Origin of the sequence: Microcoleus sp. A006_D1 (assembly GCF_036702805.1) — a bacterium.
Classification (GTDB): Bacteria; Cyanobacteriota; Cyanobacteriia; order Cyanobacteriales; family Microcoleaceae; genus Microcoleus.
In genome coordinates, this window is record NZ_JAUBVZ010000005.1 from 160,320 (window position 1) to 182,161 (window position 21,842).

15 protein-coding genes are annotated in these 21,842 nt (G+C 43.9%); 6 read left to right on the plus strand and 9 right to left on the minus strand.

What is annotated here, in order from left to right:
• Window positions 1–86: 86 nt before the first annotated feature.
• Together QUB68_RS11130 and QUB68_RS11135 are read right to left on the minus strand one after the other, a co-directional pair.
• Window positions 87–1,055, minus strand: a complete 969-nt coding sequence (locus QUB68_RS11130) for an SGNH/GDSL hydrolase family protein (RefSeq protein ID WP_332992226.1) — start codon at window positions 1,053–1,055, stop codon at window positions 87–89.
• Between the two features lie 5 nt (window positions 1,056–1,060).
• Window positions 1,061–2,476, minus strand: a complete 1,416-nt coding sequence (locus tag QUB68_RS11135; RefSeq protein WP_332992228.1) for an MBOAT family O-acyltransferase — start codon at window positions 2,474–2,476, stop codon at window positions 1,061–1,063.
• Between the two features lie 250 nt (window positions 2,477–2,726).
• Between QUB68_RS11135 and QUB68_RS11140 the strand changes: the two genes are divergently transcribed.
• Complete coding sequence (locus QUB68_RS11140) at window positions 2,727–5,693, plus strand: ATP-dependent Clp protease ATP-binding subunit (RefSeq protein WP_332992230.1); 2,967 nt, start codon at window positions 2,727–2,729, stop codon at window positions 5,691–5,693.
• Between the two features lie 179 nt (window positions 5,694–5,872).
• On the opposite strand, the gene QUB68_RS11145 is transcribed toward QUB68_RS11140, so the two are convergent.
• Window positions 5,873–6,103: a photosystem II protein, Psb35-related gene (locus QUB68_RS11145; protein ID WP_332992232.1), complete on the minus strand. Its 231-nt coding sequence runs from the start codon at window positions 6,101–6,103 to the stop codon at window positions 5,873–5,875.
• A 433-nt stretch (window positions 6,104–6,536) separates the two neighbouring features.
• Here QUB68_RS11145 and treS point away from each other — a divergent pair, with 433 nt between their 5' ends.
• Window positions 6,537–9,926: a maltose alpha-D-glucosyltransferase gene (treS, locus tag QUB68_RS11150; protein ID WP_332992234.1), complete on the plus strand. Its 3,390-nt coding sequence runs from the start codon at window positions 6,537–6,539 to the stop codon at window positions 9,924–9,926.
• A 185-nt stretch (window positions 9,927–10,111) separates the two neighbouring features.
• On the opposite strand, the gene QUB68_RS11155 is transcribed toward treS, so the two are convergent.
• Window positions 10,112–10,432: a 2Fe-2S iron-sulfur cluster-binding protein gene (locus QUB68_RS11155; protein ID WP_332992236.1), complete on the minus strand. Its 321-nt coding sequence runs from the start codon at window positions 10,430–10,432 to the stop codon at window positions 10,112–10,114.
• A 155-nt stretch (window positions 10,433–10,587) separates the two neighbouring features.
• Window positions 10,588–11,235: a sigma-70 family RNA polymerase sigma factor gene (locus QUB68_RS11160; protein WP_332992238.1), complete on the minus strand. Its 648-nt coding sequence runs from the start codon at window positions 11,233–11,235 to the stop codon at window positions 10,588–10,590.
• A 221-nt stretch (window positions 11,236–11,456) separates the two neighbouring features.
• On the opposite strand from QUB68_RS11160, the gene QUB68_RS11165 reads away from it, so the two are divergent.
• Window positions 11,457–12,185, plus strand: coding sequence for a DUF5131 family protein (locus QUB68_RS11165; RefSeq protein ID WP_332992239.1), 729 nt, complete (start codon window positions 11,457–11,459; stop codon window positions 12,183–12,185).
• Between the two features lie 63 nt (window positions 12,186–12,248).
• Here QUB68_RS11165 and tcmP read toward each other — a convergent pair whose 3' ends face one another.
• The 3 genes from tcmP to QUB68_RS11180 form a co-directional block, all read right to left on the minus strand.
• On the minus strand, window positions 12,249–13,547 hold the full coding sequence (gene tcmP / locus QUB68_RS11170; RefSeq protein WP_332992241.1) for a three-Cys-motif partner protein TcmP: 1,299 nt from the start codon (window positions 13,545–13,547) through the stop codon (window positions 12,249–12,251).
• Window positions 13,548–13,645: 98 nt separating this feature from the next.
• Window positions 13,646–17,392: a hydantoinase B/oxoprolinase family protein gene (locus QUB68_RS11175; RefSeq protein ID WP_332992242.1), complete on the minus strand. Its 3,747-nt coding sequence runs from the start codon at window positions 17,390–17,392 to the stop codon at window positions 13,646–13,648.
• A gap of 54 nt (window positions 17,393–17,446) precedes the next feature.
• Window positions 17,447–18,310, minus strand: coding sequence for a M20/M25/M40 family metallo-hydrolase (locus QUB68_RS11180; RefSeq protein ID WP_332992245.1), 864 nt, complete (start codon window positions 18,308–18,310; stop codon window positions 17,447–17,449).
• A gap of 47 nt (window positions 18,311–18,357) precedes the next feature.
• Between QUB68_RS11180 and QUB68_RS11185 the strand changes: the two genes are divergently transcribed.
• From QUB68_RS11185 to QUB68_RS11195, 3 genes are read left to right on the plus strand one after another with little or no spacing between them, the layout of a single operon-like run.
• Window positions 18,358–19,554, plus strand: coding sequence for an AAA family ATPase (locus QUB68_RS11185; RefSeq protein WP_332992246.1), 1,197 nt, complete (start codon window positions 18,358–18,360; stop codon window positions 19,552–19,554).
• 1 nt (window position 19,555) lies between these two features.
• Window positions 19,556–20,227: a phage tail protein gene (locus QUB68_RS11190; RefSeq protein WP_332992249.1), complete on the plus strand. Its 672-nt coding sequence runs from the start codon at window positions 19,556–19,558 to the stop codon at window positions 20,225–20,227.
• A 50-nt stretch (window positions 20,228–20,277) separates the two neighbouring features.
• The gene (locus QUB68_RS11195) at window positions 20,278–20,568 is read left to right on the plus strand and encodes a hypothetical protein (RefSeq protein WP_332992251.1); all 291 of its coding nucleotides are present in this window, start codon (window positions 20,278–20,280) and stop codon (window positions 20,566–20,568) included.
• Window positions 20,569–20,695: 127 nt separating this feature from the next.
• On the opposite strand, the gene QUB68_RS11200 is transcribed toward QUB68_RS11195, so the two are convergent.
• Window positions 20,696–21,766 carry a DMT family transporter gene (locus QUB68_RS11200; RefSeq protein WP_332992253.1) on the minus strand — a complete coding sequence of 357 codons (1,071 nt, stop codon included), beginning with the start codon at window positions 21,764–21,766 and terminating at the stop codon, window positions 20,696–20,698.
• Between the last annotated feature and the right edge of the window lie 76 nt (window positions 21,767–21,842).

Here is a 21,842-nt window from a genome sequence, read left to right on the forward strand (position 1 = left end):
GGTTTCTGCGATAATTTTGGCATCCTCACGAAGATTTAGTGAAGAAACCCAGTTTCTGACTCCCAATGGGAACCAGTTATTAAATTTTATGGTTTATTCTTAGGAACCTTTAAGACTTTATCCTTCGCCATTTCGTCAACGATGATGTCGCTAATAATTTGAGCTCCGTGGGAGGTAAAATGCACGCCGTCATAAATTTTTACATAGCCTCGCTTCCCCGATTTATCAGCAACTACTGGAACAAATTTACCTGCTTCTGCAAACGTATCCCAAGTTGAAATAAATTCTATTTTTGCTGAAGATTTGCTCGCATTTTTATAAATATCGTTCATGATGGGAAAAGCTTTGATATAGGAAGATTTGTTAGAGATTGATTGACCTACCCAGTACACTTTTCTCACGGAAGACGAGCCAAGTAACTTGGCATATCTATCTACTCTTTCTTGATAAGCTTTTTGCCATTCTGGTGTCAAAATTGCCCGGTATTTTCCTTGAGAATCAGTGATATCTTGAGTATCATTTCCTCCGAACAAAATTATCACTACATCCGGTCGATAATCCTTAATAATCTCGCTGGTTCTCGCATACCAATCATAATAATCTATCCGATTTAAGCCGCTCGATACTTTGTAGTCAATTTTTGTATCGCCGATATTGTATTTTTCCTTAAGAGTGTACTGGAGTTGAGTTCCTAAGTCGAACATTACGGAATCGCCAATAAATAAAAATTTGCGATAAGGTATGGTTAGTTTTGGTTTAGCTGGAGTTGTTTTTTTGGCAGTTGTTTGGGGTACAAATGCCGATTTTTTTGCGGTTTTGATAGGAGAAGTTTCTGTTTTTTTGGGGATGCTATCGAAGTTAATATCTTTGATTTTGCTCCAAAAATCTTGTTCGGATTTCCTGAAACTGTCTAATTCAATTTGGCGCGCTGCTTGTTTGATTTCGGGACTGGCGAATGGAGTTGAAGAAAAGCTTTTCAGAAATAAGGATAAGTTGGAAAATATTAAAGTGAGAATTACAGAGGTAACGATCAGCAAAATTTCTCTATCTCTCATCTTTCTTAGAAATTAAAGTATATAAAAGGTGGGACGGTACTCGGCCCCAACATCAAAATAGCATACACGAACAGCGAAACTAAGACAACCCTAACGAAAATGTTTTTTAAGGAAAATACTGTTTGCAATAGTTGAGAAATGATCTCGCCCCACAGGTTGATTGCGCCAATGACTCCCATGACTAGATACAATTGCCAAAAGTTGAATTGAACAGTTGCAGCAGAAAAACGGAATATTCCTTGAAAAAACCTCATCGCAGTTTCCCAGTTGGGTGTGCCGAAAAATACCCAGCTACAGGTAAGAAAAGTGAATGTTAACAACCAACTACAAAATTGTGCAAATCGGGGAAAGGGATCGTCTATTTTCCAGCGGATTGCTTGGGGGATGTCTTTACATAAATGGTTGACAACCAATCCTAAACCGTGAATTGCTCCCCAGACAATGAAGTTTAAACCTGCGCCGTGCCAAAATCCGCCGATCGCCATTGTCATCAGTAAATTTACGTACTTCCGCAACTTGCCGCATTTGTTACCGCCTAAGGGAAAGTAAACGTAATCCCTCAACCACTCGGAAAGACTGATGTGCCACCTTTTCCAAAATTCTTGCAAGCTGAGCGATCGGTATGGCATATTAAAGTTGGCGATCGGTTTAAAACCCAGCAAGCAAGAGATGCCGTTAGCTAAATCCGAGTAGCCGCTGAAATCTACATAAATTAAACAGGAATAGGAAATTGCCGCCAGGATTAAATCGATGCTGCTGTATTGCTGCGGGACTTTGAAGGGTAGTTGAGTGAAGTTAAACAAAAAGCTGGATAAAGTATATTTTTTGAAGAGTCCAGACAAAATCAAAACTAGAACTTCTTCGATTTGATAATCGTATTTTTTAGGTGAATTTAGCTGCGGGTAAAATTCGCCAGCCCGCGAGATTGGCCCGGAAGCAATTTGAGGGAAGTAGGTAATGTAGGTGGCGTAGTCTACAAATTTTGGACAGGGGATTTTTTGCTGGTAGCAGTCGATTAAATGGGAAATCATTCTAAATGTGTAGAAGGATACGCCGACGGGGGCGATGATTTGCAAAACTTGAAAGCTGGCGGGAATCTTTAGCTGGTTTAATACCTCAAATAAGGAAGTTACAAAAAAGTTGCAGTATTTAAAGATGCCGAGATTGGCAATGTTGAAAATTAGGCCGGAGATTAAGGCGAGTTTTTGATATCTGCCGTGGCAGACAGCTCGGAGAATGATATAATTGTAAACAGTACCTAAAACTAGCACACAGAGAAAGTCGAAACTCCAAAAGCAATAAAATAATAAACTGGAAATTAGCAAGACAATTTTATACAAATCGACTTGGGGCTTCAAAGAGAGGATTGCGCTAAAAATAATTAGGAAAAATACTAAAAATTGGTAAGTGGGAAATAGCATAAATCTCAGTTACAAAAAACATTAATTGTGAGAATATTTTCATAAGTTCGATCGCCCTATCCGGTCAGACTGCACAAAAAACCGCCAGGGATTGCGGGCTTGCAGATATTGCAAGAGGTCAATTATGTGACAACTTCCGCTGTGTTAACCGCACTCATAGATTCACACATCGTGTTTAAAGATTATGATGGTTGTGAGACGATATATTAACGGATAACAACAGGAATCCCCTTGATTGTGAGGAACCAACGTGCAGCCAACAGACCCTAGCAAATTTACAGATCAAGCCTGGGAAGCGATAGTCAAATCCCAGGATGTAGCCCGCCGCTTTGCCAATCAGCAGCTAGAGGTTGAACATTTAGCGATCGCCATTCTGGAACAGCAAGCCCTAGCAAACAGCATTCTCAGCAAAGCTGGAGTCGATGTCCCCCGCTTGGCGCAACAGTTAGATGCTTTTGCCAAACGACAGCCCAAAGTTGCCAACGCTGACCAACTATACCTCGGCCGCGGCTTAGAAGTGATGTTAGATGCTGCTGAGTCTGCCAGACAGACTTGGCAAGATAATTTTATCGCCGTTGAACATTTATTAATAGGCTTGCTAGAAGACGAACGAGTTGGTCGGCGCTTGCTGACAAAAGGTGACGGCCCACCGGGCCGCCCCGGTTACGATCGCAAACCGGCCCCAGGGACGATCGATCGCCCGAAACTCGATGAAGCAATCAAATCAATTCGCGCTAGTAGCAAAGTCCAAGACCAAAAGCCAAACCAAAGCCCAAACCAAACCCAAACCCAAACCCAAAATCCCGACGCCAACTCCGACGCCCTCAGCAAATACGGGCGCGATTTGACAGAAGCAGCCAAAGCAGGCAAACTCGACCCAGTAATCGGCCGCGACGAGGAAATTCGCCGTGTCGTGCAAGTTCTTTCCCGTCGCCAAAAAAACAATCCGGTCTTAATTGGCGATCCCGGAGTCGGAAAAACTGCGATCGCCGAAGGTTTAGCCCAGCGAATTGTCAACGGCGACGTACCCGAATCTTTGAAAAACCGCCAGCTATTTAGCCTCGACATGGGCAGTTTAATTGCTGGGGCAAAATTCCGAGGTGAATTTGAAGAACGGTTGCGTTCTGTCCTGCGCGAAGTCATCGATTCTGACGGGCAAATCGTCCTATTTATTGACGAATTGCACACCGTTGTTGGGACTGGCGGCGGCGGTAGTTCCGGTTCGGGAATGGATGCGGGAAATTTGTTAAAACCGATGTTAGCCCGCGGCGAATTGCGCTGCATCGGCGCGACAACTCTCGATGAATTTCGCAAGAATATTGAAAAAGATCCTGCCTTGGAACGCCGATTTCAACAAGTATTTGTCGGCGAACCCAGCGTTGAAGATACTGTTTCGATTTTGCGCGGATTGAAAGACCGTTACGAACGCCACCACGGGGTAAAAATTACTGATTCGGCCCTGGTAGCTGCTGCAACTCTGTCTTTCCGCTATATTTCCGATCGCTTTTTGCCGGATAAGGCGATCGACCTGGTAGATGAAGCGGCCGCCCATTTAAAAATGGAAATTACCTCTAAACCCGTGGAATTGGAAGGGATCGACCGCCGGGTGATGCAGTTGGAAATGGAAAAATTGTCGATCGAAGGCGAGGGTAAAGGTGCTCAAGCCCCGGGAATCGGCCCCCGCATCGAACGCATCAAAACTGAGATTGACATTTTAAAAGTCAAGCAGGAAAAATTGTCGTCTCAGTGGCTGGGCGAAAAGCAGTTATTGGATGGCATCAATAAATTGAAAGCAGAAGAAGACCAACTGCGAGTGCAAATCGAACAAGCCGAAAGAGCTTACGATCTGAATAAAGCCGCGCAGTTGAAATACGGTAAGTTGGAGACTGCGGTGCGCGATCGCGAAGCCAAGGAAGCGGATCTTTTGAAACAGCAAGCTCAAGGTTCTTCGCTGCTGCGGGAAAAAGTTACTGAGGGCGATATTGCGGAAATTGTGGCGAAATGGACGGGAATTCCGGTGAATCGGTTGTTAGAATCGGAACGCCAAAAATTGCTGCAATTGGAAAGCCATTTGCACAAGAAAGTCATCGGTCAAGAGGAGGCTGTAACGGCGGTTGCTGCGGCGATCCGGCGGGCGCGGGCTGGGATGAAAGATCCCGGTAGACCGATCGGCTCTTTCTTGTTTATGGGCCCCACAGGCGTCGGTAAAACCGAGTTAGCGCGGGCGTTGGCTGAGTTCTTGTTTGACAGCGATGATGCGATCGTCCGCATCGATATGTCGGAATATATGGAGAAGCACAGCGTCTCCCGATTAGTCGGAGCTCCCCCTGGATACGTCGGCTACGACGAAGGCGGACAACTTTCCGAAGCAGTGCGGAGACATCCTTATTCCGTGGTGCTATTTGACGAAGTAGAAAAAGCGCACCCGGATGTATTTAACATTTTGCTGCAAGTGTTGGATGACGGCAGAATTACCGACTCTCAAGGTCGAGTGGTTGACTTTAGAAATACCGTAATTGTGATGACTAGCAATATCGGCAGCGACCACATTTTAGAGGTGTTTGCGAAGAAGGAAAAAACTGCCAAAAAACCCGCAACTCGCAAGCACGAACCGAAGGAGGTATCAATTCCCAAGACTGATTATAAAGTTGCTGATGACGGTACTGTCGAGGTTTCAGCCCAGCGAGTTGATATTGACAGTGAAGGTAAGACGGAAAGTAAGATTGAAATTAAGCTTGAAAGTAAATCTGAAAACAAGTCTGACAATGAAAAATCATTGACTCAAGAACGGGAGACTGACGAAGAATACGAACAAATGTTGAAACGGGTGATGACTTCGTTGCGATCGCACTTTCGGCCAGAATTTCTCAATCGCGTGGACGAGATCATTTTGTTCCACACGTTGAGCAAGATCGAACTGCGGCAAATCGTCACCATTCAAGTCAAGCGGATCGAGCGGTTGTTGGCGGAACAAAAAATCACTTTGGAACTGTCAGATGCGGCGAAAAACCATATCACAGATGTCGGTTACGACCCGGTTTACGGCGCTCGTCCCTTGAAACGCGCCATCCAGCGGGAGCTGGAAAACCCGCTGGCTAACAAGATTCTGGAAAATGCGTTTGTCGAAGGTGACACAATTGCGATCGACTGCGTAAATAACGCTTTGCAGTTTCGCAAAAAAGACTCTCTCCCCGCGCTAGTAGGTAAGAGTTTGTAGCTGCATTTAGGAACAGGCAAGATGCCTGTTCCACAAAAATAAATCTGCTTGTGGGACAGGCATCTTGCCTGTTATTGAAAAATTAGGAACAGGCATCTTGCCTGTTCCACAAAAATAAATCTGCTTGTGGGACAGGCATCTTGCCTGTTAGTGAAAATATTTAAGCGTGCTACTGAATATTACGAATTGCCCATCATGCGGCTGGTATAAGCATCCATGCTGTACCCTGGAACGCGAACACTGTAATCAATTTCTGTTCCAGTCACCGATTTTGCCAGTTGTTCAAAAGATTCATCGTTCCAATTGCGATCGTGAATGGGCTTGGACTGTTCGCCCAGGAAATATGCTTGAGTACCAATTAAAGCTGCTGCGGCCCAGCCGACGATTAATAGAGCGATTACAATAGTCATTTTTGTTGTTTCCTTAAAGTTTTGTTGCTTTATGTAAATAAATGTAACAGAAATTTACAAAGAGCGTCAACCTAGTCTAGTGTCGTGAGAACCGTCCAGCAGGTAGTAAAAACCGCCCCTAATGCTGAGTCTGTAGGGTGTGCTTAGCAAGCACCAGTATTTAGGGTGTGCTTAGCAAGCACCAGTATTTAGGGTGTGCACCTTACCCCAATTTCACGCTGTATCCGCGATCGCAAAATTCATTTGATCTGGTAAGTTTTCAGTTAAGAAATTATAAGTTTTGCGTTAATAAATTACGATTAAAACTCTGCCGCTGGCATGACGAATCGCGGCAAAATTATGCGTTATGATTTATCAGTTTGGATTTGAACTAACAAATCCCAATTACCAAATCGCCATTACCAAATCAAAATTACCAATCACCATAAAACTTATGCCCAAATCAATGTTAAATAACGACCCCTTGTGGTTCAAAGACGCGATTATTTACGAAGTACCAATTCGCGCTTTTGCAGACAGCAATGCAGACGGGATCGGCGACTTTCGAGGACTCACAGAAAAACTGGATTACCTGCAAAACTTGGGAGTAACAGCAATTTGGGTACTGCCATTTTTTCCCTCGCCACTTCGAGACGACGGCTACGATACATCTCACTATACCACTGTCAACCCAATTTACGGCACATTAGACGACTTTAAAGACCTTTTAGAAGCAGCGCACCAGCGGGGAATTAGAGTCATTATTGAGTTAATTGTCAACCACACTTCCGACCAGCACGCTTGGTTTCAGCGATCGCGCCGCGCCCCAAAAGGCAGTAATGAAAGAGATTTTTATGTGTGGAGCGACACGCAGGAAAAATATCAAGATGCTCGAATTATTTTTCAAGATTTTGAGACTTCTAATTGGGCTTGGGATGCGGTAGCAAAAGCTTATTACTGGCACCGTTTTTATTCGCATCAACCCGACTTGAATTACGACAATCCAGCCGTGATTCAAGCAATTTTAGATGTGGTAGATTTCTGGTTGGAACTGGGAGTAGACGGACTGCGGATGGATGCGGTACCTTACCTGTACGAGCGCGAAGGTACTAACTGCGAAAACCTGCCAGAAACTCACGTATTCCTCAAGCATTTGCGGCAGCACGTAGATGAGAAATTCCCGAACCGGATGCTGCTTGCTGAGGCGAATCAGTGGCCAGAGGATGCGGTTGAATATTACGCGGGTGGGGATGAATGTCACATGAACTTTCATTTTCCGCTAATGCCGCGTTTATTTATGGCTTTGCATATGGAAGATAGCTTTCCAATTAGCGACATTCTCCAGCAAACTCCGCAGATTCCTAATAATTGTCAGTGGGCATTGTTTTTGCGGAATCACGATGAATTGACGCTGGAAATGGTGAGCGATGAAGACCGAGATTATATGTATCGGGTTTATGCTCAAGATACTCAGGCGAGAATTAATTTGGGTATTCGCCGCCGCTTGGCTCCGCTGATGGCAAATAACCGCCGCCGCATTGAGTTGATGAATGCTTTGCTGCTGTCTCTTCCTGGTACGCCTGTGCTTTACTACGGCGATGAAATTGGCATGGGTGATAATATCTATTTGGGCGATCGCAATGGGGTGAGAACTCCGATGCAGTGGAGTAGCGATCGCAATGCCGGTTTCAGTCGCGCTAACCCGCAGCGGCTGTACGCGCCGCCAATTGTTGACCCTGAATATCACTACGAATCTGTTAACGTGGAAGCGCAGCGGGCGAATCCGAGTTCGCTTTGGTGGTGGATGAAACGCTTGATTGCTGTTCGCCAGCGCTTCCAAGCATTCGGCCGCGGCACTTGCGAGTTTCTGTACCCAGAAAACCGCAAAGTTTTAGCTTTTGTGCGAACTTATCAAGACGAACACATCCTCGTAGTCGCTAATTTGTCGCGCTTCGTACAGACGGCAGAATTAGACCTTTCGCCGTTTAAAGGTGCTGTTCCGGTGGAGATTTTCGGTCGCACTGAGTTTCCACCTGTTGGCGAGTCGCCTTACTTTTTGAGTTTGAGTCCTCACACGTTTTACTGGTTCACTCTTACTGTTAAACAAGAAGATTTGTTGCTGCACGGTTTTAAGACAGACTTGCCGAGTTTGGCGGTTGTCGGCAATTGGAAAACAGCTTTTGTAACAAGTCAATTAAGCGAGATGCTGCTCTCTCTTTTGCCAAACTACTTACGCAGCAATCGCTGGTTTATCGGTGCAGATAGGACAATTCAATCGTTAGAAATTAGCGAGATCGTGCCTGTAGAATGCCACAACAGTACGGGAGAGGAATCTACAGTTTACATTCTGTTTTTGTTGTTGAATTATACTGAAGGGATGCCGGAAACCTATGTTTTGCCCGTAGGTTGGGAAGAACTCAAAGGCGAGCCGGACGATCGCGCGATCGCGCGCCTGCACTTCCCAGAAACCAACGAAGTCGGTGTGCTATTTGATGCTGCTGGGGACAAAGGCTTGCTGAGCGCGCTGCTGGGGGCGATCGCCAATTCTCACAGTTACGCAGGTGCCACAGGTCAACTGCTAGGAATTCCCGACATTGCATTCAGCTCAGAACAAGATTTATCGAACCTCGAACCTCACCTGTTCAAAAAAGAACAAAGCAATACATCCGCAGGTTACGGCGATCAATTCGTCTTGAAAATATTGCGAAAAGTCGAGGAAGGAATCAACCCCGAATTAGAAATAGGACGCTTTTTAACAGATCACAACCCGATCCAACACTACGCTCCAATTGCCGGAGCCTTGGAATATCACACAGCCGAAAAACAAGTAATTACAGTTGGAATACTGCAAAAACTCATCCCCGATAGTAGGGACGCTTGGTCTTATACATTAGACACGCTGCGCGACTATTTCGAGCAAGTAATGACAGTAGAAGCAAAGCATTTAGGGGATAATTTATCGACGGCCCCCGAAAACTATTTACCCAGCGCTTTGACCGCACAAATGCGACAGTCAAACTCGCTAGTAGCCGATTTATCCCTAGAAATTCCGGCATTAGCTCGCGAACTTATCGGCTCTTACTTAGCATCAGCCGAACTTTTAGGTCAGCGGACAGCCGAACTCCACCTCGCTTTAGCTTCTGAGACAGAAAATCCGGCTTTTGCTCCCGAAAACTTCACCTCATTTTACCAGCGTTCCATCTACCAAAACATGAGAAATATGGCAGGAAGAACTTTGCTGCTGCTGAAAAAGCGGCTCTCCCAACTGCCGCCAGAAACACAAAAATTGGCACAAAATCTCCTCAACCGCGAAGATTTGCTCATGGAACGTTTCAAGTCAGTTTTGAACTTGAGAATCACGGCCGATCGAATTCGCTGTCACGGGGACTTTCATTTCGGGAAAGTTCTTTATACAGGGAAAGACTTCGTAATTATTGATTTCGGAGGAGAACGGAATCGACCGTTAAGTGAGCGGCGGATGAAGAGATCGCCGCTGCGAGATGTTGCGGGAATGCTGCAATCTTTCAATTATGCTGTTACTTTGGCGCTCCGCAATGAAGTAGAAAGCGGCATGATTCGCCCTGAAAATCTCCAGGAAATGCAGCAGTGGGCGAGCGTTTGGCACCGCTGGGTCAGCCTCACTTTTCTTAACAGCTATTTGGTAACAGCAGCCGATGCAAGTTTCTTGCCAAAATCTATACCGGAACTGCAAGTTTTGCTGGATGCTTACATTTTGGAAAAAGGGGTTTCTGAGCTGACCTACGAGCTCAATTACCGCTTGGATTGGGCGGAAATTCCGCTGAAACGGATTCTAGAATTGCTGAATGTCAATCGCAAGCCGTAGCTGATTTTTAACTGTTGAGTAGGGTGCGCACTGCGCACCTTAATTTAACTCATCAAAGGTTTGTAGTGAGGACTTTAGTCCTTCATGGATGCGGACTAAAGTCCTCACTACAAACCAATCTTATTTGTCAGCAAATTTGAGGGTTCGCGATCGAGACGCTCGCACTATATAAGGCGTACCTCGCATTACTTAAAATAGAGAGCTGCTTGGTATAAAACTTGTTCTTGATGAGTTAACAAAGTGCAATCAGAAAGTGGGTAAGCCACACAGGTAACAGCGTAGCCAGCTTGCAATTCTGACGGCTTCAAAAACTTTTGTTCGCTTTGGTCGATTTCGCCGCTAACCAGTTTGACAACGCAAGCAGAACACTCTCCTTGCTTGCATCCATTCGGCAAGCGGATGCCTGCTGCTTCTGCCATATCTAGGATATACTGGTCGTCCGGTACTGCGATCGCGCGATCGAGCGATCGCTCCTCATTCACCAGCCGAACTTGATAAACTGCCATTTCCACCTCTAATATTATGTCCGAGTATTAGTGCGTTTGAAACCGCTTTTTGCCAAATATAGAAACTCGGCGGTTGAAACCGCTTCTTGTCAAACGAAGTCCGCCTCCGCGGACTGAAGAATAATTGGTATTAGCGGAGTTATCGGATACAATATCTAGACAAGTGCTTCTTGATAATCAAGATGTTCATCTAGGTAAATAGCCCGAATATCCTCCGGCAAATTTGACTCTAAAGTTTGATATCCTTTTTGTAACAAAGCCTTGACTTGAGCGGGCGAAATAGCTTCACCTTCAGCTTGCAAATAAGCTGCAATTCGAGTTTCGCTCCAGCGGAAAGTCTGAGCCATCAACACAACTAAACGCGGCAGCGGCGCTAACAATTCTAAGGCTTGTGTGACGTAACACCACAGGGGAGGTGAAGCCGATTGCAAAGAGTAGTGAATCGACTCAACCGGGGGCAATTCAGCTTGATTGATGCAGACAGCGGTGACATTAATCAGCCAATTTTGGAGACTGAGATTGTCGCCATCAGATTCTTGGGTTTCGCGGCGCAAATCGAGGCCTCGGAGCTCGTGATAGATATGCTGCCAGGTGTGGGCGAAGAGGTAATCGCCTTGTACGGGCGATCGCACGGAATGTCGGATCAGGGAGTGTACAATTTGAGCGTAGCGGCAAAAAATCGCCGTAAAGAAGCGACCCTGATCGGGATGGTTTTGAAACAAAGTCAATAATTCGCGATCGCTGTGATGGAACAGGGATTTGACCACAGGATGGTTGAGTTCGGAAAAAACAGGTGTTTGCACAATTGTTCTGTAAAGGTTTTGGGAATAAATGCTGGTTCAGCCCGATTCTACACTACGATCTACATTTCATGCAACTGCTTAAAAACTGTTGATATTTAAGTCAATTAATTATATAATGGAGTTGTAGGTGATGCTGCATTAATCTAAATAGATACATATAAACTCTATGTATCCAGCGCGCCTCAAAATATAATTAGTTGTTTCAAGGGTCAAGTGTTTCTATGTCTAGCATTAATACTGGTATCGAATGGTGCGATCGCACATGGAATCCAGCAACTGGCTGCGATAAAGTCAGTCCCGGCTGCACCCATTGTTATGCAGAAGCATTAACAAAAAGGTTTCATACTAATTTTCCTAATGGGTTTGATTTAACACTCCATAGGAATCGCTTGGAAGAACCAAAACGCTGGAAAAAGCCTAGCCGTATTTTCGTGAATTCGATGAGCGATTTATTTCATGAAGAAGTCCCAATAGAGTTTCTCAAAGAAGTTTTTGAGGTAATGCGTGAAACTCCTCACCACATTTATCAAATCCTTACCAAGCGAGATAAACGTTTAGTAGAGTTAGCGGATCAACTTGAATGGTCTGATAATATTTGGATGGGCGTGTCTGTTGAAAATCAAAATTATGTTCATCGTGTGGATTCTTTGCGACAAGTTAATGCAAAGGTACGCTTTTTATCCTGCGAACCACTTTTAGGGCCGTTACAGCTTGATTTAACCGGAATTCATTGGGTAATAGTTGGTGGAGAGTCGGGGCAAAAACACCGTCCAATGCAGGTAGAATGGGCGCAAAGTATTCGCGATCAGTGTCAGGATGCTGGAGTCGCGTTTTTCTTTAAGCAATGGGGAGGTAGAACACCTAAAGCTGCTGGGAGACTTCTGGATGATAAAATTTGGGACGAGATGCCAAAAGCTGAAAATAAACAGAGACAAAAATTGCTTAGATGATCGAAGATGAATAAATGCTAGTAACAGAGGCTAAATTATTACAAGTAAAATTTAATAATCATATTATTCTACTATTTTTAGCAAACTATTCAGTGTGTAAGGCTTTTTAGAACCAGGTTTTTGTATCTCTAACATCCCTTCTTGATACAGTGAACCGAGAATATCGTTGTAATGTTGAGTTCTTTTTAAACAACCCAAATCATTCAATTTTAAAATAATATGAGTAATTACATCTTCAAAAGATTTCCATTCAGATTTGATTTCACGCAAGATTTGGATAGATTGTGTTTTAATTATAGCGATGCGTCTTTTCTGTTCTGCTTCCCATTCTTTCTCAAGAAATTTTTCAATTCCTTGATAATTATCTTGAAAAAACAATAATTTATCTTCATCACAAACAAAATCATTCAGAAAATGACCAAATGCTTTTTCTGGATGATTGCTGCCGACTACAATACTGTATTGAGGTCTGACATCATTATAAGTTTCCTTAATTTCAAAGCTAGTTACACCTCTAAAACCTCCTTCTTTTCTCATTCTTTCCTTGAAGTATTCCAGCGCCCACCTTTCAAATTTTTGAGGCTCATTTTTTAGTTCCAGCCACTTTGGTTTCCACTCTATATCAGAATTAACACCTAGAAGCTTAGTCAAATTTTTCATATAACTCTCGGCAGTTTTTTGTTCTTTAGAATCAGCATAGGTAGTTTTATAATGCCCAGCATGACGAGCTACTTGTATATTGTGAAAAAGTAAAAATAGCTCGCCCTTATACTGGCTTACATAGTTTCCTAAATCAGATATCTTATCGAAATTTACTCCTTTAACAGCAAAGGTATCAAGAAAAAACAAGGTAGGATAGTTTTCTAAGTCTTTCATTAGTTCATGAAAAGCAACCTCAAATGTTTGAGGCTTATATATTTTATATGACAATCCCTCAGCTACAGATTCACAATTCTCATGAAGCTTCTTATTGAATTCAGGCTGAGATTCTATAAAGAAACATCTTAAATTTACACGCTTTTCTTGTCTGAATAGTTTAGCACATTTAAGAGCTATTAATGGTGAACCATCAGTATTTTCAAACTCATGTTCATACTTATTCGACCAAAATTTTGAATTTTTTACAAAATCTTCAATTCCTATTCCTTCTGTATATTTTCCTATTCCTGCGAACCCATCGACATAATTTAGATGCTCTGATTGATAATGTTTGTCACCACCAAGATTGTAACAATAAGACTGAATATACCTTAGCATTATCCGATGCTTAGATGCTGACCATGACCGTTTTCGAGTAAAATAATTTTCTGAGTTATTTGGTTCTTCAGGAAATAGGGATAGTTGCTTGTGCTTGGGTTTCATTTTTTGTACCACTATTATAGATTGTATTTAAACTTATTTAATAAAATAAGTTTAGCACAAAAAAGAGATATATCTACATTGAAAAATGTAAATTAATGTTAATTTTTCATACAGCCACCATAACCGCCGCCACCAGGAGTCTCAATTACAAACACATCCCCCGATCGCATTTCCACACTCGCCGTACTTCCCAATTCCTCAACATTTCCATCCACGCGCTCAACATAATTCCGCCCAACTTTCCCCGCTTCACCCCCATCCAAACCGCAGGGAGAAATCACCCGCCGCCCCGATAAAATTCCCGCCGTCATCGCCTCCAAAAACCGCACTCGCCGCACCACTCCATTACCGCCTAGATGATATCCATTCCCGCCGCTATTCGGCCGGATTGCAAAACTTTCTAACAGCACCGGAAACCGCCATTCTAATACTTCTGGGTCAGTTAAACGCGAATTAGTCATGTGAGTTTGAACCGCATCCGTACCATCGAAATCTGCACCAGCACCCGAACCGCCGCAAATAGTTTCATAATATTGATAGCGGTGATCGCCAAATGTGAAATTATTCATGGTGCCCTGAGAAGATGCGATCGCACCCAGCGCACAATACAAAGCATCAGTAATATTCTGCGACGTTTCCACATTTCCCGCAACCACAGCCGCCGGATAGCGCGGATTCAGCATACAGCCTGCGGGATTGATGATTTCCAGAGGTTTCAAACAGCCCGCATTTAGAGGGATATCGTCATCTACCAACGTGCGGAAAACATACAACACAGCCGCTTTACACACCGCAGCCGGAGCATTAAAATTGTTGAGTTGCTGGGGAGAAGTGCCAGTAAAATCTATTTTCGCGCTGCGGGCAGACTTGTTAATTGTAATAGCTACCTTAATTTGTCCGCCACTATCCATCGGATAAGTAAATTCGCCATCAGTCAAAACCTCAATTACCCGCCGCACAGCCTCTTCAGCATTATCTTGTACAAAGCCCATATAAGCTTGCACTGTTGCTAAACCGTAATGTTCCACCATCTCGATCAGTTCTGCTAAACCGCGATTGTTGGCGGCAATTTGCGCGTGCAAATCGGCGATATTTTGTGCAGAATTACGAACCGGAAAATCCCCGGCTGTGAGAATTTTTAGTAATTCTGGTTCTCGGAATTTCCCCTCGCTTACAAGCTGGAAATTGTCAAATAATACGCCTTCTTCAGTTACTGTTTTACTGTTGGGAGGCATGGAACCGGGAGTGATGCCACCGATGTCGGCGTGGTGTCCCCGGGAGGCAACATAAAACAAAGGAAGCGAGGAATCACGATCGAATACTGGAGTAATTACGGTGATATCTGGTAAGTGTGTGCCGCCGTTGTAGGGATTGTTAGAAACATAAACATCCCCCGGTTTAATTGTATTGCTTTGTGCTAAGATTAAAGCCTCAACACTTTCGCTCATCGAACCGAGATGCACGGGAATGTGCGGCGCGTTGGCAACTAATTGCCCGTTTTGGTTGAAGATTGCACAGGAAAAGTCGAGGCGTTCTTTGATGTTGACTGAGGAACTTGTATTTTGCAAAGTTACGCCCATTTGTTCGGCGATCGCCCGAAACAAGTTATTAAATATTTCCAGCAAAACCGGATCTGATTTAACCGCAGATGTACGCGAATGAACGCGGATATTATCTGCGTCCATCTGCGTGCATCTGCGGTTTAAAATTAAATCATTATTTTCGGTGATTTTGGCTTCCCAACCCGGTTCAATGATATTAGTTCCAGTTGCTTCTACAATTATTGCTGGGCCATTAATGCAGTCGCCCGATCGCAAATCGTCTCTTTGATAAACAGGCGTTTCCCGCCACCCTCCAGCAGCATACATTTGCACAGTGGAAATTGGCGTATAATTATTGGGCACGGGCAAGATGCCCGTGCCACAAGATGGGGAAGTTGTAGAATTATCCGGCATATTCATTGTTTCTGCAACTTCCACGGAAACTGCTTCGACAATCAGCGCTTTTTCCGGCATAATAAAACTGTAACGCTGTCTGTGTGCTGCTTCAAAATCAGCCTGCATCTCCTCAATACTGCTAGCAAAATTTACCATCAAAACCGAATCACTTCCCTGATATTTTAGATGCAGCTTCCTCATAACTAAAATATTTTCCTGTATTCCGTCTGACTCTGCATCTGTGCGGTTCAATTCCCTCTTTCCCTCCGCCTCCAATTGCGCTAAAGTATCATGCAAATCAGCGATTAATTCTGTATTTAATTGTTGCTCGATCGCCCTTTCGCGCATAACCCGCACGTCCGCCAAACCCATACCGTAGGCGGATAACACCCCCGCGTAGGGGTGAATAAACACCCGTTTCATGCCCAAACTATCGGCGATCGCACAAGCGTGTTGGCCGCCCGCGCCGCCGAAACAGCACAATGTATACTCCGAAACGTCATAACCGCGCTGAAGCGAGATTTTTTTCACCGCATTAGCCATCTTTTCCACGGCGATCGCCAAAAAACCCTCCGCCACCTCTTCGGCCGTCCTCTCGACCCCAATTTCCCCCGCTAATTGCCCAAATTTTTGCTTTACTACGTCAGGGGCGATCGGCAAATCTGCCGTCAATCCAAACACTTTCGGGAAAAAATCAGGCTGAATTTTGCCCAACATCACATTGCAATCAGTCACCGTCAAAGGGCCGCCTTTCCGATAGCAAGCAGGGCCTGGATTAGCGCCCGCAGACTCCGGCCCGACGCGGTAGCGCGCGCCATCAAAAAATACAATTGAACCGCCACCGGCTGCTACAGTGTGAATTGCCATCACGGGCGATCGCAATCTCACCCCAGCAATTTCTGTCTCAAATTCGCGTTCGTATTCCCCGTTAAAATGGGCAACATCTGTCGAAGTTCCGCCCATATCAAAGGTAATAATTTTGTCAAAACCTGCCTTTTTACTGGTTTGAACTGCACCGACAATTCCCCCAGCAGGCCCGGATAAAATACTGTTTTTTCCTTGAAATTGTGCGGCATCTACTAAGCCGCCATTTGACTGCATAAACATTAATTTTGGGCATTGGGCATTGGGCATTGGGCATTGGGCATTGGGCATTGATAATCCCTCATTCCGAGGATCTACCTCAATTAACTCACTGGTTACTTGTTCGACATAACGGCGTAAAATCGGAGATAAATAAGCATCGACAACCGCAGTATCTCCCCGCGAAACTAATTTCATCAGCGGGCTGACTTCGTGAGATACTGAAATTTGAGTAAAACCAATTTCTCTAGCTATTTTAGCAACTTGTTTTTCGTGTTCCGAGTAGCGGTAGCCGTGCATAAAGACGATCGCACAACTGCGAATTCCGTCATCGTAGGCTTGCTGCAAATACGGGATAAACTCAGGATTGACCGCAGTTAACTCTTCACCTTGGGCGCTGTAGCGTTCTGCAACCTCAATAACTCGATCGTACAACATCTCGGGCAGCACAATGTGGCGGGCGAAAATATTCGGGCGATTTTGATAGCCAATTCTCAGCGCATCCCCGAAACCTTTGGTAATTAGCAGAATAGTGCGATCGCCCTTACGTTCAAGTAAAGCATTTGTCGCCACCGTCGTCCCCATTTTAATCGCTGCAATATCGCCCGCCGGTATCGATTCCCCCGCCCCAATCCCCAAAATATCACGAATTCCTTGCACTGCTGCGTCGGTGTAGCGATCGGGATTTTCCGACAGCAGCTTGTGAATCACTAACTTACCGTCGGGCTGTTGGGCGACAATATCGGTAAAAGTACCGCCGCGATCGATCCAGAATTGCCAGGAAGTGCGATCAGGAAAAACAGCATTCACATCTTTATCTATCATCTTCTTCTTTCTTCCTTCGCGCCCTTAGCGTCTTCGCGGTTCGTTAAAATAAAATTATAGATACCCAATAGCCTCAACCAAACCCTGACAAACACCAGCCAGAAAATCCAAATCCAAAGTCTCAATCTTATCACTCGGTTGATGATAGTTCGGATTCCGCATATTAGCCGTATCCGTCACCATAATCGCCGGATAACCATTATCCCAAAAAGGAGCATGATCGCTGCGGCGAGTATCCGGCACAATCAAACCTCGATTCGGCACCGGCAACCACTCGCAATCTTGACCGGATTTGCGGATATTTCTGCTCAAAATAATCATATCGCGCACAGTCCGCAAGTTTCCAATTAAAGCAATAAAATTGCCAATATTCGGATAAAAATATTTTAGTCCCGCCGGATAGCTTTGGGAGTTCGGAGTGCGATCGCAATAACCCAACATTTCCAAAGAAATCATCAACCGGATTGACTGTTTCTGTTGCTTGCATTTAGCTGCATAATGCTTGCTTCCCAAACAACCAGCTTCTTCCATATCGAATGCAACTAATTGTACTGGATATTTGAGCGGTTGAAGTGCGATCGCCCTTGCGAGTTCCAGCAACACAGCAACACCCGTAGCATTATCATCCGCCCCAGGCGTACCAGGCACAGTATCATAATGAGCGCCTATGATGATAATCGGCAAATTTTCTTGCTTCCCCCCCTTAGCAAGGGGGGGATTGAGGGGGGGTAAATCCAAGATAAAATTGTGATGAATTTGCCCGCGCACTGCAAAATCGTCGATTGCTACAGTACCCCAATGTCCCAACTCTTCGCGGATGTATTGCTGGACATAGAAATGCCCTGCGGATGCCAAGTAAGGATTGCGATCGCGTATAATTTGAATTAGATGGCTGTGCAGGCGTTCTTTGAGATCCATGCGATCGCAGATACAATGAGTACACTCAGATTATATGGGATTGAATTATGATTGGAGAAGTCAGAATCGAAAATTATAAGTCGATTCAAAAGCTGAAGCTAGAATTAGGACGAGTAACTGTATTGATCGGTGAAAATGGCTGCGGCAAGAGTAATATCCTAGAGGCGATCGCCCTTGCTTCTGCTGCGGCAGATGATAAGCTGGATAACGAGTTCTTAGCTTCTCGGGGAATCAGAGTGACAGAACCTCGATTTATGCGATCGGCTTTTGAAAGGAAAAATTTGGTTAAAAATATCAAAATTGATATTAAAGAAAACCAAGGAGAAAACTTTAGTTATCTTTTACACAATGATAACTCTCCCTATTCAAAGTGGGAAAATAAAAATCAGCTCGCTAAGGAAATTTATTTAAAAGATATTGTTTACTACTCTAAGCCAAGACAACTAGAAGCCTTTAAAAAAAGCATAAAAGCATTTGACGGAGCATTAGAAGACGAATTTGAACAAAGATTAAATCCCAAAATCCTACAAGAATTCTTGTTGTTTGTAGAATCAATAGGCAGAATGCTTGCCCCGGATAATTTAATTGACTTCACAATTTACTCTCCGGAAAACCAAGCATTACGAACTTTTGAAAAAGAAGGTCAAATTCAACCATTAGGCATTAATGGTGAAGGTTTGTTTAAACTTATAAAATTTTTAAATTCTGAGGGAAACCAAGATCGACTCACTCAAATCAAAGAAAAGTTGCGATTGATAGATTGGTTTAGAGATTTTGAAGTGCCTGAAGATTTATCACCCATGCAAAGTTCTCTCCAAATAAAAGATAAATATTTAGACATTGATTTAAGTTATTTCGATCAAAGAAGTTCTAATGAAGGCTTTTTATTTGTACTCTTTTACTTTGCCTTGTTCATCAGCGATCTCACGCCTAGTTTTTTTGCAATAGATAACATTGACGCTTCTCTCAACCCTCGATTATGTCGCCGATTAATCCAAGAATTAGTCGAACTAGCAAAAAATAACGATAAACAAGTCATCTTTACAACTCACAACCCGGCAGTTTTGGACGGTTTGGATTTAGAGGATGGCGAACAGCGGCTGTTTGTGATTTCCCGCAACCAATTAGGTTATACTAAAGCTACACGCATTCTCAAACCTCAACCTTTGGAGGGACAAGAACTTGTGAAATTATCAGAGGCATTTTTGAGAGGTTATATCGGCGGACTTCCTAAGAATTTTTAATATGATTAGTTTTGGATTAATTACAGAAGGACTTACCGATCAGATTGTGATTGAGAATATTTTATCTGGATATTTCAATAGTCCTGATCTAGATGTCCAACCACTTCAACCAGAAAGAGATAAAGACAATCAGAATAAATCTAAATACGGCGGTTGGACTCTAGTTTTTGATTATTGCAAGTCAAAAGATTTTCGAGAATCATTTCAATTTATTGACTATATCATTATTCAAATAGATACTGATGTTTCGGAAGATTATAATATCGCTCATCAAGATGAAAATGGTGAGTTTACTCATCAGCAGTTGATTGCAAAAGTTATTGAGAAATTTAGAGGCGCGATAGGTGAGGATTTTTACAGCCAAAATCAACAGAAGATAGTGTTTGCAATCTCTGTACATTCTCTTGAGTGTTGGTTGCTCCCACTGTATTATACAGATAAGAAGAAAAAAGCTAAATCCAAAAACTGTCTCGATACGTTAAATCAGGCACTTTCCAAGAAACATGATTTTACAATTGACGCTAAAAATCCTGATTATTATCGAGAGATTTCCAAACAATATGTCAAGCATACAGTTTTGATGAAGCATTACGAAGATAATCCTAGTTTAAAAACTTTTATAGAAGAGATTAAAAGCAGAAATATTCAAATTGTTGAAGAGGATGACTGGTAACGAGCCAGATTTTTATGTCGTATAATAGAGACAAAGCTTAGGAGATTAGTATGCAAGCATACAAACTTAGAGGTAAAATAGATGAGGCTGGGAATTTGGTAGTTTTGGAATCCCTGGATATGCCAGCCGGAGATGTGGAAATCATCATTTGGCCGGTAGCTGATGCGGTTGTCAGTTCCCCACAGCTAGTAATCCAGTCAGAAGAAGCTAACCCTAAAAGAAAAGTGACAACTAAAATCAAGGCTTTGCAAGCCTGGTTTGAGAATACTCAGTCTGTCCCGCCTGACTTCGATGCAGAGGAAGCTAGATGGGAAGCTTTGAAGGAGAAACATAACTTGTGAAAGTCCTGATAGACACCAAGATTCAAGACTTAACGAATTCTTTCCATAGCAGTTTTCAATTCTCTGAAATACAGGACACGGCAGTGCCGTTTCCCTACCAGAAAACGGCTATAAATTCCCCAAATCCCTAAACTTCCGACTCTAATTCTGTAGCCCGAACTTGTACGGGAAATTCAACTGTATTTAAATCAGACGATTCTAATAACTGCACTTCCTCCTCAGAATTCGCTGCACCATTCCGGCCTTTCCCCAATTTTTCCGCCAAAGTATCCCGCTGATTAATCAAATAAATACTCACCAACGTCAGCCCGACTCCCATCGATTGCAGCGGATTCAACACCTCACCCAACAACAAATTGCCGAACAGCAAAGCAAAAATCGGAGTCAGAAACGTCAGAGAACTTAAACTCGTCAGACTGCCGCTTGAAGCAAAATAAAAGAATAAACCGTAGGCGATCGCACTTCCGAACACTGTAGAATAAGCTAAAGCCATCCAACCGGAAAAATCGATATTCACAAACTGCTCCGACTCAGTAGCCGCCGACATCGCCAACAACGGCAAACCGCCTAAAATCATGTGCCAGCCCGTCGCCACAATCGGGTCAACATAACGGCACACCCAGCGCACCAAAACCGTACCCACAGCCATCGACAAAGCCGCCAACAGCATCAACCATTCACCGCCCTGAAACACACTTTCGATACCCGCAGAAACCTGCGCGCTTTCAGGATGAAACAGCCCTAAAATAAAGCCATCCGGCAACCCAATCAAACTGATGCCGATAACGCCAATTACTAAGCCCAACCAGCCCCAAAAACCAATTTTTTCTTGAAACAGCCACAAACACAAAATCGCCACAGCTAGCGGTTGAGAATCAATCATCACCGAACCCAAACCCGCACCGGTTCTCGCCAAACCTTCCGCTAAAAAGCCTTGAAACAAAGTAGCGTCAACTAACGCAAATACCGAAATCCACAGCCAAGCTTTCCAACCCTGCGGCTGCTGTTTTCCCATCAATGCCGCCGCCAGCAACACCAACACGCCCGCAGGTACTAAACGCACAAATGCCACAAACAGCGGTGTCGTGTGTGGCATCACCCCCTTCATCGCTACCATCGCGGTTCCCCACAGGAAAAACGGCGCAATTAGCAACAGCGGCGCAAAGGGCAGTTTAGAATCGGTAAGTTTTAGCTGCATGGCGGAGGCTCCAAATAATTGATGAGAGTGGCTCTCAAGGGAATAATGTAGATTTGTTAAGCAATTTTTACAATTA